Annotated in this window: 16 protein-coding genes; 5 read left to right on the top strand and 11 right to left on the bottom strand. The window is 66.5% G+C overall.

Annotated features, from left to right (window positions below; genetic code table 11):
- The first annotated feature begins 11 nt into the window (after window positions 1-11).
- Complete coding sequence (sufD, locus tag HSR122_RS03385; RefSeq protein ID WP_229111281.1) at window positions 12-1,223, top strand: Fe-S cluster assembly protein SufD; 1,212 nt, start codon at window positions 12-14, stop codon at window positions 1,221-1,223.
- Between the two features lie 72 nt (window positions 1,224-1,295).
- Here sufD and HSR122_RS03380 read toward each other — a convergent pair whose 3' ends face one another.
- Entirely contained in the window at window positions 1,296-2,432 is a 1,137-nt protein-coding gene (locus tag HSR122_RS03380; protein ID WP_229111280.1) for a DUF63 family protein, read from the bottom strand.
- 123 nt (window positions 2,433-2,555) lie between these two features.
- On the opposite strand from HSR122_RS03380, the gene HSR122_RS03375 reads away from it, so the two are divergent.
- The gene (locus HSR122_RS03375) at window positions 2,556-3,008 is read left to right on the top strand and encodes a DUF5814 domain-containing protein (RefSeq protein ID WP_229111279.1); all 453 of its coding nucleotides are present in this window, start codon (window positions 2,556-2,558) and stop codon (window positions 3,006-3,008) included.
- Here the strand turns inward: HSR122_RS03375 and HSR122_RS03370 are convergent.
- From HSR122_RS03370 to HSR122_RS03330, 9 genes are all read right to left on the bottom strand, one after another.
- A complete protein-coding gene (locus HSR122_RS03370; RefSeq protein WP_229111278.1) occupies window positions 3,005-3,427 on the bottom strand; it encodes a CopG family transcriptional regulator in 423 nt (140 codons plus the stop codon). The genes HSR122_RS03375 and HSR122_RS03370 overlap by 4 nt on opposite strands.
- Window positions 3,428-3,527: 100 nt before the next feature.
- Window positions 3,528-3,896, bottom strand: a complete 369-nt coding sequence (locus tag HSR122_RS03365) for a DUF5658 family protein (RefSeq protein WP_229111277.1) — start codon at window positions 3,894-3,896, stop codon at window positions 3,528-3,530.
- 73 nt (window positions 3,897-3,969) lie between these two features.
- On the bottom strand, window positions 3,970-4,836 hold the full coding sequence (locus HSR122_RS03360; protein WP_229111276.1) for a CheF family chemotaxis protein: 867 nt from the start codon (window positions 4,834-4,836) through the stop codon (window positions 3,970-3,972).
- 70 nt (window positions 4,837-4,906) lie between these two features.
- Entirely contained in the window at window positions 4,907-5,914 is a 1,008-nt protein-coding gene (locus tag HSR122_RS03355) for a hypothetical protein (protein ID WP_229111275.1), read from the bottom strand.
- A 76-nt stretch (window positions 5,915-5,990) separates the two neighbouring features.
- Window positions 5,991-7,142 carry a cell division protein FtsZ gene (ftsZ, locus tag HSR122_RS03350; RefSeq protein WP_229111274.1) on the bottom strand — a complete coding sequence of 384 codons (1,152 nt, stop codon included), beginning with the start codon at window positions 7,140-7,142 and terminating at the stop codon, window positions 5,991-5,993.
- A gap of 179 nt (window positions 7,143-7,321) precedes the next feature.
- A complete protein-coding gene (locus HSR122_RS03345; protein ID WP_229111273.1) occupies window positions 7,322-8,659 on the bottom strand; it encodes a D-aminoacyl-tRNA deacylase in 1,338 nt (445 codons plus the stop codon).
- 217 nt (window positions 8,660-8,876) lie between these two features.
- On the bottom strand, window positions 8,877-9,251 hold the full coding sequence (locus tag HSR122_RS03340) for a VanZ family protein (protein WP_229111272.1): 375 nt from the start codon (window positions 9,249-9,251) through the stop codon (window positions 8,877-8,879).
- 31 nt (window positions 9,252-9,282) lie between these two features.
- The gene (gene arcS, locus HSR122_RS03335) at window positions 9,283-11,031 is read right to left on the bottom strand and encodes an archaeosine synthase subunit alpha (protein ID WP_229111271.1); all 1,749 of its coding nucleotides are present in this window, start codon (window positions 11,029-11,031) and stop codon (window positions 9,283-9,285) included.
- A gap of 240 nt (window positions 11,032-11,271) precedes the next feature.
- Entirely contained in the window at window positions 11,272-12,228 is a 957-nt protein-coding gene (locus HSR122_RS03330) for a succinylglutamate desuccinylase/aspartoacylase family protein (RefSeq protein WP_229111270.1), read from the bottom strand.
- 217 nt (window positions 12,229-12,445) lie between these two features.
- Here HSR122_RS03330 and HSR122_RS03325 point away from each other — a divergent pair, with 217 nt between their 5' ends.
- Complete coding sequence (locus tag HSR122_RS03325; protein WP_229111269.1) at window positions 12,446-12,817, top strand: DUF5518 domain-containing protein; 372 nt, start codon at window positions 12,446-12,448, stop codon at window positions 12,815-12,817.
- Between the two features lie 443 nt (window positions 12,818-13,260).
- On the opposite strand, the gene HSR122_RS03320 is transcribed toward HSR122_RS03325, so the two are convergent.
- The gene (locus HSR122_RS03320) at window positions 13,261-13,923 is read right to left on the bottom strand and encodes a 2,5-diamino-6-(ribosylamino)-4(3H)-pyrimidinone 5'-phosphate reductase (RefSeq protein ID WP_229111268.1); all 663 of its coding nucleotides are present in this window, start codon (window positions 13,921-13,923) and stop codon (window positions 13,261-13,263) included.
- A 168-nt stretch (window positions 13,924-14,091) separates the two neighbouring features.
- On the opposite strand from HSR122_RS03320, the gene HSR122_RS03315 reads away from it, so the two are divergent.
- Both HSR122_RS03315 and HSR122_RS03310 read left to right on the top strand, forming a co-directional pair.
- Complete coding sequence (locus HSR122_RS03315) at window positions 14,092-14,352, top strand: rSAM-partnered protein (protein WP_229111267.1); 261 nt, start codon at window positions 14,092-14,094, stop codon at window positions 14,350-14,352.
- Complete coding sequence (locus HSR122_RS03310; protein WP_229111266.1) at window positions 14,349-15,437, top strand: radical SAM protein; 1,089 nt, start codon at window positions 14,349-14,351, stop codon at window positions 15,435-15,437. The genes HSR122_RS03315 and HSR122_RS03310 overlap by 4 nt, the downstream gene beginning before the upstream one ends.
- Window positions 15,438-15,523: the final 86 nt, after the last annotated feature.

Here is a 15,523-nt window from a genome sequence, read left to right as displayed (position 1 = left end):
CGGTCGATATCATGAGTACGCAGGTACACGCAAATCTAACGGACGAACAGGTGCGGACGATCAGCGAGGATCTGGACGAGCCCGAGTGGCTGCTGGAGACGCGGCTGGACGCTCTGGCGGCGCTCGAGGACCTCGAGATGCCCAGCGTCATCCGGACGCCGGGCCGTGACTGGACGAATCTCGACGCGCTGGAGTACGAGCGGATCGTCGATCCCCTCGACCGTTCCCAGGAGAAGGATCGCGTCGAGGCCGAGGGCGTCGACGTGCTTTCGTGGTCGGAGGCGCTGTCCGAGCACGGCGACCTGATCGAGGATCGGTTCGGCAGCGTCGTCGACCCCCAGCGGGACTACCTCACCGCGCTCTCGACGGCGCTTTTCAGCGCCGGAACGGTCATCTACGTCCCGGAAGGCGTCGATGCCGAGGACGTGAAGATCCGGACCCGGATGCACAGCCAGTCGCTGTTCAACTACACGCTGGTCGTCGCCGAGGAGTCGTCGTCGGTGACGATCCTCGAACGGCAGACGACCGGGACGGATCTAGAGGACAAGCAGTACTACTCCGGGATCGTCGAGGTCGACGCCGCGGAGAACGCCCACGTCCAGTACGGCGCGCTCCAGAACCTCTCCGAGGAGACGTACAACTTCTCGGTCAAGCGCGGCCACGCCGACACCTACGCCACGGTCAACTGGATCGAAGGTAACATCGGCTCCCGACTGACCAAGACCAGCGTCGAGACGCGCCTGATCGGCGACTCCAGCGAGTCGAAGATCGTCGGCGCGTTCTTCGGCCACGAGGACCAGCACTTCGACCTGGCCAGCCGGGTCTGGCACGAGGGCGAACACACCGTCGCCGACCTGGTCACTCGCGGCGTCCTCGACGACGAGGCCCGCTCCGTCTACGAGGGCGTTCAGGACGTCGGCACCGAGGCGTGGGACACCTCCTCCTACCAGCGCGAGAACACGCTGATGCTGAGCGACGAGTCCGAGGCCGACGCCTCGCCCAAGCTCATCATCAACAACCACGACACCGAGGCCAGCCACTCCGCGACGGTCGGACAGGTCGACGCGGAAGACCTGTTCTACATGACCTCCCGCGGTATCGGCGAGAAACGGGCCACGGATCTGCTCGTCGAAGGCTTCTTCGTGCCCGTCATGGAGGAGATCGCCGTCGACGAGCTCCGCGAGGACCTGGACGAACTCGTCGTCGAACGACTCCAGCGGTAGTCGAGTCGGTATTTTCCGCCAGTTTGGGCTCGTCGTCGATCGTCACGAACGTTTTCGGCACTGCTGTCGGATCTAGATGCCGAACGTCGCCCGGAGCATGTCGCGGGTTCCGGGGCCGAGCCCGACGGCGGCGATCCCCATCAACAGGATGATCGCGTACCGGGGGTTCTCGTCGATGAACTCGTCGTTGAACAGCCAGACGATTCCCAGCGCGACGACCATCTTCACCAGCAGGAACGGCCAGGAGGTCCCGATGACGCTGGTAATCGAGGCCGGGACGACGGTCTCAGTGACGGAGATGATCGTCGCGTTTGCGGGGTGCTTGGGAACGTACTGGAAGGGCAGTCCGAAGGCCTCCCACCAGTCCGAGGCGAGGACGTTCGCGACGCCGTCGATGGCGTGCGCCCAGAGGACGACCAGCCCGATGTACCCGGTGCCGCTGTTGATCTCCGGGGCGAACCGATCCGCCAGCCAGTACAGCCCGTAGGCGATCCCGGTCGCCAGCCCGACCGTCACCAGCAAGAACGCGGGGTACTGGCCGACCGACTCCTCGAGGACGGAGATGACGACCAGTCCGGAAAACGTGACGACGAACAGGACCGTCCCGATCGCCCCGAGAACCGGCGGATACGACTCGACGAAACCGTTGCGGGACAGCCAGACGCTGACCAGCAGCGCCGCGAGCGTCAGGAAGAAGACGGTGAAGTAGATCAGCGGGCTGATGAGGATCGTGTTCAGCGGATAGCCGATGATCTGTTCGGTGCCCGCCGCGTCCGCCAGCCAGTTGTTAGCGTCTTCGACGACCCGGAGCGCCCCGCCGAACAGCATGAACGGGACCAGCCCGAAAAACAGGTTGCGGTTGCGGCCCAGATGCAGCCGTCGGAGCAACAGCAGGATGCCGATCAGGAAGAACAGCCCGACGATCATGTAGCCGACTTCCGAGACGAGCGTGTACCCGGGTTCGGCGACGATCAGTCCCTGATCGCTTGCGGCGGAACAGCTCTCGGGGATCGAGACCGAGCCGCCGTCGTTGACTGCACACTGTGCGTTGTGCGCGTCAGCGTAGACGGGCCCCCAGAAGTACTGCCAGATGAACCCGTCGTAGACGCGACGCGGAGCGAGCACCGAGCCGCCGGCGAGCGCGACGACGCCGGCGACGAACGTCGCGAGCCACGCGCGAGCGGGTCCGATTCTCTCGATGACGTCCATGCCGAACACGGCGGGACGCGGCGTGTTGAGGTTTCCGGTCGCCGGCGACCGCGACGCCGCCAGCGACGGAGCCGAGGGCTTCCGGGACGCTTATCCTCGCCGGCGACCAACCGACGGACACGCGTGGCCATCACGGACAAGATCTACGTCAAAAACCACCGCCAGCTCGCCACCCAGATGGAGACGAACTTCCCGAAAGGGGCGTTCTCGGGGGCGACGCTCGATCTCCTCTTTCGGGGGGAGAACCTGGCGAAACTCGACGACACCACCCGCGATCGGATCCTCGATTTCGCCGAGGACTTCCTCGATTGCGATTGTGAGGCCGCACCGCACTGTGGCCATCCCGAACGGAAGTTCGTCGCCTACCTGCTGGAACTGCGCGAGACGGGGCTCGGCCCGCAGGCGATGGTCGACGTGATGAGCGACGAGTACATGGTCTATGCCTATCCGGGCGATATTCGGTCGTTTCTGGACGATTCGATCAGACAGCTCGAGGCGATCGAGACGCTGGCCGACGTCGACGGGCACTCCGACGCGGCCGAGAGCGCGCGACAGGCACGGAAACGACTCCGCTAGAGGTCGTCGAAGTCGCCGATCCGGTAGGGCTTGTCCTCTTCGTCGCCGTCGAGTTCGTCAAGCAGGACGACGTCTTCCTGGTCGTTCTCGTCGAGTCGCTGCCTGAGTTCGGTCGCGTAGCGCTTGTACTCCTCGAGTTGCTCTCGGAGGTGGTCGGCCTCGAGTTCGAGCCGTTCGTGCTCGCGGACGAAACTCTTGGGAACTTCGATTTTCGGCGGGAAGCTCTGGCTGTCGCTCTGTTCCTCGTTGAGTTCGTGTTCCGGAACGACCTTCACCTGGCCGTCGTGGGCGACGAGCATGTCGACGTAGTCCCGGAAGACGGCAGACAGCGAGATATCACGCTCCTCGGCGATGTCACGGAGCGTCTCGAACTTCTCCTGGCTGACCCGGAAGGAGATGGTCTTGTTTTTGTTGCCCATGGTTGTGTGGATATGTCTTTTCCTCGTACTTAATCGTTTGTCAGACGCTCCCACGTCCGGCGACCAACCGTCCTCGAATGCGGTTGAGCGGTCGGGGCGACTACTGTGGCAGCGCGATGCCGAGCAACACCGCGTTGATCACGGCCGCGAGCAGCCACGGCACGGCCAGCCCGACCGGGACGACCACGCCGCGCTCGCCGAGCGTCAGCCGCACGCCGACGCCGAAGATAACGATCGACAACTTGATTCCGAAGAGCGCGGCGATACCGGCCGTCTCGATCGCCGCCCGCATCAGCGGGTTCCCCTCCGCCAGCCCGACCTGCAACCCGTAATGGGTCAACGCGACGTCAGCAATCAGTGTCACGAGCATCGCCGCCCAGAGCTGTGGCTCGACGGCCACGAGTCGGTCGGTCAGCGATCGGTGTCGGTTCGCCCCTCGACCTGCCTGTGCTGAAAGCTGTGTCGACATCCTGTTCCCCACGGACTACACGCCACCCCAGTCCGTGGTGTTAGTTCGCACGGCTGCGGTAAATCGTTTGCTGTTATTGTTCGCTCATGGCTTCGCTGGCCATGTTCCGGCCCTGCGCGTTCAGCGTCACTTCCGTCCGGGTGCGGACCTCGTCGACGGCACCGATCTCCAGCAGGTGCTGATAGATCGCTTCGACCTCGTCGACGCTGATGCCGACGAAGTCCGCCATCTCGAAGGGAGAGACGCCAGAGTACAGCGCCATCAGGACCTGACTCTCTGTTTCGGAGAGCTCGTGATCGTCTTCCCGGCGTTCGACGACGTGCTCGAACAGCGTCGCCGCCACGCTGGCGTGTCTGGGGGTTCCGGAAATGTGGGTCTCGACGCTTCGGTCCTGGTCGTCGGTGTGTTCGACGGCGACGATATCGCGCTGAGATCCCATGACCGTGCCGGTTCGTTCTTCGACCGTTCCAACGTCGTCGATCCGGGCGGTCAACTGATCGCCGTCGGGAAATCGAAGCCTGAACACGTCTTCCTCGAGGGCGAACTTCGCCTTCGACCACGTCGCCTCGTCCCGGACGACGCCGCCCACGACCGCCGGGTGTTTCGCGAGGACGACGGCCCCGCCGAGATTGGCCCGGCAGTAGGTCTCGACGAAATCGTCTCTGTCGGTCGCCGTGACGGCGAGGACCGACGAACCGACGCGAAGCGTCACTGCGCCGGTCGTGTCGATGTCGTCGGGAACGGCCGAGTCGTCGCGCGGGATCGTCACCTTCCCGTGGGGGATCGTCCGCTTCGAGCCGTTCTGCGCGACGACGAGTCGCCTGTCGGTCAACAGCAGCCGACAGGAACTCCACGCAGGCTGGGCGACGGGCTCGCCGTCCCGTACCACGTGGCACACGTCGCCGGTCGTCTCGAGGAGTTTCTGTTCGTCGCCGCTCATTGACTCGCCGTTGCTCGAACGTAGGTCTGCCAGCCCTTATATAAATTCCAGTCGTGATCGACCGCAGCAGTCACGCGAGCAGGTCTTCGACGGACAACCCCGTCACCGAAAAGACGGCGAACAGCGCCCGCTCGAAGACCGCCCTGACCAGTGGTCGGATCGTCTCGCTCCCCTCGAGGGTGATCGTCACGCGCGTCCCGTCGCGGGTAATGTCGGCCTCCCCAAGTGCGCGCTCGATGGTCTCGTCGTCGACACGCTGGCTGATGAGGACCGGGATCGCTTCGGCGTATTCCTTGAGCTGTCGCGCGCCGGTCCCGTCGTCGCCCGTCACGTGCAGTACCACCCGCGGGCGGCCGTCGACGGTCGACAGCGACCCGGCGACGAACCGGATGCTGTCGATCACGTCGCGGGAGAACCGCGGCAGGTCCCGGGTGATCGCGTCGGTCGTCCGCTCGCCGGTGGCGGTAGCGTCGATCGCGAACCTGACCGGGCCGGCCGGGACGCGCCCGTACGCCCGCCGGACCGCCGGCCTCACGGCCCCATTCGATCCGGCCGCCGTCGCGACGATAGCACGCACACCGCCGCCGATGCCGGCGACGTGTCGCCCGTCTTCGAGCGTGCTGACGGTCAGCCCGACCCCCTCGAAGGCATACCCCGGACGGCCCTCGACGGTCGCCTCGGTCGGCGCGTTGGCCTGTGATTCGATCGCCGAGACGAGTTCGGAACGCGACCAGTCGGCGTCGACGACCGTCCCGGCGACGCCGTCGGCCGGCGTGGCGAATCCGATCGCTCGCCGCGTTTCGCGGGGGTCGATCCCGGTCCGGTCGGCGACGAGTTCGGCCAGTCCGTCGATGTCGGTCGCAGGGACGGCGTCGTCGAGCAGGTCACGCAGCGGCCCGGAATCCAGCAGTGCGGCCACGTCGGCAGTCACGAACGCCGTCGCACTCGCGGGCACCGGCCCGACGGACGGCGCTGCTCCCGCCCCGAGTACCGGCACACGGTCGAGACAGCCAGCGAGTGCGAGTCCGGCGGCCGCCCCTGTCGCGCCGAGGAAGTCACGCCGTCGGAAACCGTCCATGCGGCGGGATACGACCGCCCGGTACAAGTATCGTGGCGATACACGCCGACAGAAACAGTCGGAAGAGCGAGAGCCGTTACTCGACGTAGTCGATGTCGTCGCCGAGTTGCTGGGCGGCTTTCTCCTGTTCGGCTTCGCTCTGGCCGTAGATCTGCGGGCTCTCGACGCCCGTGACGACGATCATCGTCTCCATCTTGCCGTCGTGGTCCTGATCGACCGACGCGCCCCAGATGATGCGGGCGTCGGGGTCGATCCGGTCGTAGATCTCCTCGACGACGCCCTCGGCCTCCTCGATGGACATGTCCGGGCCGCCGACGACGTTGACCAGCGCGGAGTTCGCACCGTCGAACTCGACGTCGAGCAGCGGCGAACGCAGCGCCGAGCGGATCGAATCCTGGGCCTTGTTCTCGCTGTCGGACTCACCGAGTCCGATCATCGCGACGCCGCCGTTCTCCATGATCGTACGGACGTCGGCGAAGTCGACGTTGACCAGGCCGGGCTTGGTGATCAATTCGGTCATACCCTTGACCGAGCGCATCAGCACGCGGTCACAGATCTTGAACGCGTCCTGCAGGGGCATGCTGGGCGCGTAATCGAGCAGTCGGTCGTTGGGCACGACGATGACGGTGTCCGAGACCGCGCGCAGCCGCTCGAGCCCGGCGTCGGCGTTGGCCCGACGTCGCTCGCCCTCGGCGGTGAACGGGATCGTCACGATCGCGATCGTCAGCGCGCCCTGCTCCTGGGCGGCCTGGGCGATGACCGGGGCCGAACCCGTCCCGGTGCCGCCGCCGAGACCGGCGGTGACGAAGACCATGTCCGAGCCGTCGATCGACTGCTGGATGTCCTCGATGTTCTCCTGGGCGGCCTCCTCGCCGATCTTCGGGACCGAACCCGCGCCTCGACCGCCGGTGCGCTTGCGTCCCATGAGGATCTTCGTGTCGGCTGTGACCTCGTCGGCGAGGTGCTGGGCGTCCGTGTTGGCGGCGACGAGTTTCGCCCCGTGGATGCCCTCCTCCATCATGCGCGTGACGGTGTTCCCGCCGGCACCGCCCGTCCCGACGACGGTGATCTTCGTTTCGAGGTCTTCCACGACGTCTGCCAGTTCCGCGTCCGTCATCTGCCCGGAGGTCGAAACCTCCTGGGATGACTGCTCGGTGCCATTGTCGGAAGCCGGCTGTTGGTGCTCCTGTTCGGCTTCCTCCATGGCGTCGTCGATGATCGAGTCCATATTTAAAGGGGGATTGCAGAGCCACATTTATTATTCTTTGCACCTCGGCTGACGTGCGTCTGACGATGTATTCTCCGCTACACTCCCGGAAAATGATTCAGACAGCGTCGAGACACGTTTCGAGGGGAGCAAAGCGACGTTCAAGAATCTGGAAACGAAACAGAGGGTGGGGCGGTCGACTACAACGGAAACCGGTGCTCGCGGTCGACGTGGACGACGTCGGGATCGATCGTTCGACCGTCGACTTCGACAGGCTGGCCGGCCGACAGTTTCCCGAACGCCGGGCCCTCGGGAACGCCGAGCGTCGCGGCCTTCTCGGGATCGAACGCTCGCTCGCGTGCGACGACGGCGTCGTCGGTTCGCTCGACGGACTCGTATTTCGTCGCGAGAATCTCGGCGAACTCGTCGACGATCGACGAGCGTGCTCCTTTCGTCGAGAGTGCGACCCGCCCGCCGAGTTTCGTCCCGCCCTCGACGGTCTCGAACCCGACGGCCCGCCGGCGGACGGCCGCACGCGCGCGGTCGGGATCGATCCCCTGGACTTCCTCGAGGAGGTCGGCCGGCAGATCGAGGACGGCGAGCGGTCCCTCGTGGTCGGCGGCGGGGTCGCCCAGTCGGATCCCCTCGTCGATCCGGCCGAGCGCGTCCTCGACCCCCTCGACAGTCGACAGGGGCACGCCGGTCGTCTCGCGGGCGAACGTCTCGCCGACGACGCGGTAGCCAAGCGACTCGATCGTCGATGCGAGTTCCGGCCGGTCGTCGTCGAGCAGCGCGTACGCCGCCCCGCTCGCCTCGAAGGCCGCCCGGAGCACGTCCGGGTCGGGCTCGCCCATCGCCTCCAGCGCCCAGTCCGCCCCGATGTGGCCGATCGACCAGTCGGTCTCGCGGACGACCCGCTCGAACCGCGGGACGTAGTGGCCGCCGCCGAACCCGACGAGGTGACGACGCGCTCCGTTTTCCCAGGGCGCGTCGGCCGCCACGCCGCGCAGTTCGAGGATCGCCTTCGCGACCGCCCGTGCCGGGTCGGGATCGTCCCACTGCGGTTCGGCGCTGCCGACCTCGACGAACATCGAGGGCGTGTCGATATCGGTCGGGCCGTGGTGGGTGCACTCCATGCCGGCGTCGTAGTCCCCGGGCGCGTGACGCGCGAGCGCCTTGACGACGGCGGCGTGGGCGTTCGGCGCGGCGCGGGCGAACGAGCCGTCCTCCCCGCCGTACTCGGCCGGACCGAAGTTGCCAGTGTGATGTGCCGTCAGGAGCTTGCCGGTCTCGCCGGCGTGTTTGGAGGCGAACACCAGCAGGTCGGGGTCGTCGAAGACCGCGTCGACCGCCTCGAGTTCGAGGTGTCTGGTCTCGAACTCCCGGAGTTCGACGTCCTCGAGTCGGTAGACGTCACCGCCGCCGTCGGCGTCCGGCCGTCGCTCGTCGGTCTCGACGGTCCAGTCCGCCAGCGCCAGCAACTGTTCACCGATGTTGACCGACGCTCGGTCGGCCCGTGAAATGACGATCCCCAGCATCAGTCGGACGCCCCGTTCACAGTCGGTTCCTGCCCCGGTCCAGTTCCGACAGTCGCACGTGGGCGGTCCCGCGCTACGTCCGGCGAAGCCGAGCTCTCGATCATGCTACTCCGTCGAGTAGATTACTACTGAGACGGATTACTGTAACGATTTGCCGGTCCGGTCACCGCGTAGCGGGCGGTCGATGCAGCACAGACCGACGATACGCCGTCTGGCGTCACCGCATCCGGACGTACGCCAGCCAGCAAGCGAGCGCGACTGTCGCGCCGAGAGCGTTAGCGACCGCGTCCGCGGCGCTCGCGTGACGGTACGGCACCAGCAACTGTAGTCCTTCGACGAACAGACCGTAGGCCGTCACGACCAGAACCGACGCCGCGCCGCCTGACAGCGGCGACTCCGCGTCACTGTCGATCGCCGCGAGCACTGCCGTCTCCAGCACGATATAGGCCAGCGCGTGCAGCCACAGATCCAGCCCCAGTCCGAACGGGCCGGTCCGGGCGACGGCGTCGCCGGTCGGGACGAGCGCCGACGCGAGGATCGCGAGAGCGACCGCCGCGACGATCGCGAGTCGTCTGGAGCGATTCGAGTCCACGGGTGATCTCATCGTGACCGTTGGAAGTCTGTCACCGCGTTTCGGTGTGGCGGACTTCGCTGGCGATCCCGCGGGTGCTCTCGGCCATCTCCGGGCCGGACATCTCCGCGCGGCCGACCGAGACGGCGCTCGGCCCCTCGAAGACGACCTCGTCGCCGACGCGGATGTCCTCGTCGGCGTCGACGACGCCCGGCGCGAGGACGCTCCCGCGCGGGACGAAATCGTCGATCGCGGCGCGCTTGGTCGGGACGTCGCTGTCGAGCCAGCGTTTCGCGCCCGCCAGCGTCAGCGACAGCGTCCCGTAGTTGGGGACCAGCGCCGCCAGTTGCTCGCCGTCGGCGTCGTGGGCGCGCAGTTTGGGATAGCGGCTCTCGATGTGCAGGTCCTCGAAGAGTTCATCACCCGCGCCCTCACCGAACTGGTAGTCGGCGATCGCCCGGAGCGTGTTGTGCTGGCGCTCGCGCTTGCGGTACTTGGGTTCGCCCGAGAGCGTGCTCGCGAGGTTCGACAGCGAGTCGGCGTCGGTCGGGTGCTCGGCGACAGTGTACTCGAAGTCGATCCCCAGCCGGTCCTCGACGCGCTCGACGATCGGCAGGTAGTCCTCGGGCAGGTGGGCGATATGTCGGGGGTAGTCGTTGCGCTCGAGGTAGGCCTCGAGCACGTCGGCGACGAACTCGATCTCGGTCGCGCTCCAGCGGCCGGTCACGACCGAGTCGTAGTGCTGGGCGGGATAGGTCAGCTCCAGTTCCTGTGGCACGACGCCGATCGGCGACGTCATCGAGACGGTGTGGCCGCGGAACTGGATGGCGTCGTGGAACCGGCCGTGGCTCCGCGACTCGCTGTAGGGTTTGCGCGCCGAACAGGGCACCAGCACCAGCGGGGCGTCGAAGCGGTTGCGATAGCGCCCGGTAACTCGCTCGGCGAAACGCTGAATTTCGACCCGCCGGAGCGTGTCGTCGCTGGCGGCGGTCAGCTCGGCCCTGCGGACGATCGGCGTCCGCTGTTCGAGGTAGGCGTACTGCTGGTCGAGCCGCCGGAAGGTGGCGGTCAGCCACTGCTCGTGGCGGGCCTGACCCTCGAGGTAATCGCGGAGCCGGCCGGCGCGGATCCGCTCGCGGACGCGGGCGAGTTCGGCCTGCAGGGCGTTGACGTTGTGCTCGAGACAGTCCTCGCGGTCGGCCTGCTCGGCGGGTTGCTGGCAGGCCGGACATGAGCAGGGCAACTCCGCCAGATCCTCCAGGAAGGCTTCCCCGTCGCCCGTGAGGTACTTGCCCTGCGTTCCCCTGATGACAGCGCGGTCGGTATCGACGAGATCGACGCCGGCGTAGGCGAGCGTGGCGACGTTGGCGGGCGTCGCGACGCCGGGCAGGTAGAGCGCGCTGTCGGCCGGAATCGCCTCGCGGACGGCGACGATCGTCTCGACGAACGCCTCGGCGTGGCCGACGATCCCCTGTGCGCCCGAGAGGACGTAGACGTCCGAGCCGAAATCGGTTGCCGTCTCGCGGGAGACGACGACGCCGCTGGGGGCATCGAGTTCGGGATACTCGGGGGCGAACGCCTCCTGGACTTCCTCGGGTGTACCGCTGGGGAACCCGCGATGGGGCAAGATCGTTACCCTGCTGGGGTCGCCCTCGGGCAGTTCCCGGCGCTCGGGCCACTGACTCCCGGCGTCATCGACGACATCGTCGGCGAGCGCCGGCGTCCGCACTGGCTCGGACAGGCGCAGTTCACCGACCCGCGCGGCCCCGTCGCGGTGGTGAACCTCGAAGTACTCGGTCATATCTGCACTGGGTGGCGGCGGGTGAATGAGACTGTCGGTCCCCGTCGGAGCGATCGCGAGCCGGAGGGGGAGAGCCGATCATACTGGTGGCTATACCATTTCGAACTGATCTGGCACGCCGTCGTGCCAGATATCGTTACGAACGTATAGCCACCAGTATCATACTGCCGGCTGTACGTTCGTAAAGATATTCGCCACCCCGGGATGGCGAATTCCTTCAGTTTGTTACAGCCGGCAGTATCAGTACGAGTCGATGTTCGTCCCGACCGAGCAGACGTACTCGCCGGTCGCGACCTGCGGGAGTCGGCGAGTTCGCCAGAAGATGCCCTCAGAGTCGGCCGTGACGGTCTCTTTGACCCGGCCGAATACGTCGGTAATGGAGAAGAGCGTCTCGCCGCGTTCGACCCGCTCGCCGAGGTCGAACTCGAAGTCCACGAGCCCGCCGGCCGGAGCGCCGTACTGGTCGAAGCCGCCGGCTCGTGTCTGGGTCGACAGCGCCGCGTCCGCCTCGACGAAGTCGTAATATTTCAGGACGTTCCACAGTCCCCGGCGACCGTACTCGATGCTCTGTTCGTCCCAGCCGACACAGCCGCCGAGTTCCGGATCGATCGTCGGAACCCCCTCGTCCGGCGCGGCGCGGGCGAGCTGTCCGTCCGGCCCCTTCTGATCGAGGACGTGGCCACAGTCGAACACCTTCGCGAGCTCCAGACACGACTGGTGGCGGCGGTGGCGTCGACCGCACCGCACCCGGACCTCGTTTATCATCCGACTGGTCGAGCCCTGATGGAGGTCGACCGCCAGATCGGCCCGGGTCGCGGCCTCGAAAGTCGCCGCGGCGATCCGCTCGCTGGAGGTCCCCTCCTCGTCGCCGGGATAGACCCGGTTCATCTTCGTGTCGTCGACCGGGTTGCGGTGTTCGGCGACCTGAAAGGCGTGGTAGTTGACGATCCCGGTGACGAGGATCGTCCCCGAGATCGCGTCGGGATCGAGCTCCGGGAGCCACCGCTGTATGACGCCGACGCCGTTGAGTTCGTCGCCGTCGCTTGCGGCCTGGACGTACAGCGTCTTGCCGGACTCAGCCCCGTTGACGACCGCCACGGGGAGTCCGATATCGGTGCCGTCTCGCGTCTCGCCGACCCACAGCCGCCCCGTGTCGATCTCGCCCGGGGCCGCACTCGCCGTGCCGAGACTCGTCATTACAACATAGGGACGGACGGACGGTATTAGTCGATTCGATTGCGGATGCCTCATACGGTCGGTTGTAAGTCTGTTCCGGATCGATCGCATCCGTTATGCGATCGCACCGGTAAATCGTTACAACCGACCGTATCAGTGACCCGTCTCCGAAGGGATGTGGGCTCTCGCGCCGTGGCTCTCCGAAACGTTCATGTGAGTGGTCGGACAGGTGGCGTGTATGGGAAACGGAGATACCCTCCTGAACGCGGTCGTCGGTGCGGTCGTCACGGTCCTCGCGAGTTTCATCCCGTTCTCGCCGGTGCTCGGGGGTGCAGTCGCGGGATACCTGCAGAAGGAAGACTCCTCGACGGCGCTCAAAGTCGGTGCGGTCTCCGGAGCGATCGCCGCAATCCCGTTCCTGTTCGTCGTCGCATTTCTCGGCAGTGTGTTGCCGTTCCTCCCGGCGTTTTTCGACGGTCCGGGTGCGTTCGCGGGGATATTCGTCGTGTTTGCGATCTTCGCTATCCTGGCGTCGGTCGTCTACACCGTCGGTCTGAGTGCCATCGGCGGGTACCTCGGGTGGTACCTCGAAAGCGAGACGGATCTGTAGGCGGCCGCTACTCACCCGGCGCGGCTGCACCGGCGTCGCCGCCACTGCTGTCGGCGTCCGTATCGACGCCTGCCCGTTCGACAGCCGCTGCGTGATCTCCAGCGAAGCGACCGCACGCTGGGCCCGGTGGATCGTCTCGAGCGTGCCGTCGCCCGCGACGCCGTCGCGTATCAGGACGCTCGCCTGCGCGTCCTGGCGCTGGAAGCGTTCGTTGACGTACTCGAGGTTCGCCTTGGCGTTGTACTCGCCCGGTACGAACGGTTCGGGCAAGTTCTGCGTCCAGTCGGGCGGCTCCTCGGCGAGGAAGTCCCCCTGGGCGAAGGAGGTGTCAACCTGCGTCGCCCCGTAGACGCCGCCGGCGCTAACTATCTGCTTATCAGGTCGAGACTGCTATATGTTTGGCGGTTCCCCCGGCGTATACCGCTTCTACCGACACGTGTCCATCAGGACACGGCATACTGCAGGAGAACACCGTCATCGATTCGTTCGATTTCGTCCAGTCGCAGATCCACGAACGACTCGACGAAGCCGTCGCCGTCCGCCAGCGTCGGCGCATCGCGGCCGCCGATCACCAGCGAGCCGACGAACACGGACAGTTCGTCGACGAGTCCGGCCTCGAAAAGCGAGAAGACGAGTTCGCCACCGCCCTCGACCATCACCCGCTCGATACCGTGATCCGGGAGTCGACCGACCGCTGCCGGGAGATCGACCCGATCGTCGCCGGCGACGATGACAGTCGCGTCGCGCGCCCGGGCGTCAGCGACGGCGTCGTCGCCGGCGGCCTCGCTGGTTAACAGGATCGTCTCCGCACTGTCGTCGTAGACGGTCGCGTCCGCGGGCGTCCGAAGCCGCGAGTCGGCGACGACGCGAGCCGGCTGTGGCGGGTCCCCGCGGTCGGTTCGGGCCTCGATCCGATCGGGGTCGTCGACGGTCAGCGACGGATCGTCGGCCAGCACGGTCCCGACGCCGACCATCACCGCGTCGCTATCGGTCCGGAGCGCGTCGACGCGGTCGAAGTCCTCGGCGCCGCTGATCGCGATCTGTTCGCGTCGGCGCGTCGAGAGTTTCCCGTCGGCGCTCGTGGCGGCGTTGACGATGACCTGCATACGACCCGGTTCCCGGAGCGAGCGAAAACCGTTTGCGATCGAGGCCCCGGCCGACAACCAGAAACGATTGCCGGGAAACCGTGATAGAGCCGATAAGGCGTCCGGACTGTTCCCAATCGATGGGAACGGGCGCGGTCAGTAAGGATGCGAGTGGAGTACGAACAGCCAATGCCAGCTCGACCAGCAGCACGGACGGCGGCCGGCCGGAGCGACCCCGAGGTGATCCCCGACGCGGAATGGGTGGTGTTCACTCGAGAAACGCCGACGGACCCGATGGTACACGTCGGGACCGTCAGGGCCGACGATGAGACGGGCGCCCGCGAACGTGCGGCGTCGCTGTTCCCGAGTGTCGACGCCCGGTGGCTCTGTCCGGCCGACGCGATCGACCGCGACGGATCGACGACGCTCGACAGGGGTGAGTTGCCGTGATCCAGCTCGACGCGCTCCTCTGTGACTGCGAGCACCCGACGACCGCACCGTCGGGCACGCCGACCGTCGAGTGGGAACTGACAGACGAGGCTCTGCTCGGTGACCGCGCTCCGCTGTCGGCGTCCGAACGTCGTGCCGTCGTCGACCAGCTCGCGGATTTCGGCGTCGAAACGCTGCGACTAACCGGCTCTACCGGACTCGATGCGGCGGCTGTCGGCGAACTGATCTCGTACGCCGACGACCGCGGTCTGGAAACAACGTTGCGCACTGACGGACAGCAACTCGATCGCGACCGGCTGGAGTCGCTGGCCGACGCCGGCTTGCACCGGATCAGCGTCCGCGTCGAGGGGCTGTCGACCCCGCGACAGGAACACGCCGCTGCCGACGACATCGACGCCGCGCTGGAGACGCTCCGGGCGGCCGACGACACGGAACTAGCGACCGAGTTGCGCTTCCCGCTACATGCCGAGAGTGTCACCCACATAGAGGAGATCTACGACCTCGCGGCACTGCTGTCTGCCGACCGGTTCCGGCTCACACACGTTCCTGAACCAAAACTCGACGGAGAACGGCGTCGACGGGCCGTCCGGCGGCTCGCGGATCTGACCCGCGATGCACACGAGCGGAACAACCACATCGAAACCGTCCTGAGCGGCGGTATCGACGCCGGATACGTGACCGAGTACGCACGGGACAACCTCAACGGGGAGTGTGCGACCGACGTTCGGACGGCCCTGCGCGAACGGCTCGGTGCCGCACCCTCCCCGCCGGTGGCGAAACTCGGCCCGGCCGGACAGGTGTATCCCGGCCCGTTCTGGGACCGGTACGCGCTGGACTCGGTTCGGGCTCGACCGTTCGGTGCGATCTGGACCGACGAGGCGAACCCGCTGCTTGTGCGGCTCCGCCACGAGGAAGCCGGCCTGCCAGACAGATGTCGGAGCTGCCAGTTCGGTGACGTCTGTAGCGGCGGCTCCCGGGGACGCGCGCTGACCGCCCACGACGACCCCTTCGAACCGGACCCCGTGTGTTACGTCCACGAGGAACCCGCAGTCGGCGGGTCGGCAGCCGAATCGCCGGCTGACTGATACTGGTGGCTATACGTTCGTGACGATATCTGACACGACGGCGTGCCGGATCAGTTCGAAATGGTATAGCCACCAGTATGACCACA

The sequence above is a fragment of the Halapricum desulfuricans genome, from assembly GCF_017094525.1.
Lineage (GTDB): Archaea > Halobacteriota > Halobacteria > Halobacteriales > Haloarculaceae > Halapricum > Halapricum desulfuricans.
Note: the sequence above shows the minus strand (reverse complement) of the source record. Positions and strands in the feature narration are given on the sequence as shown.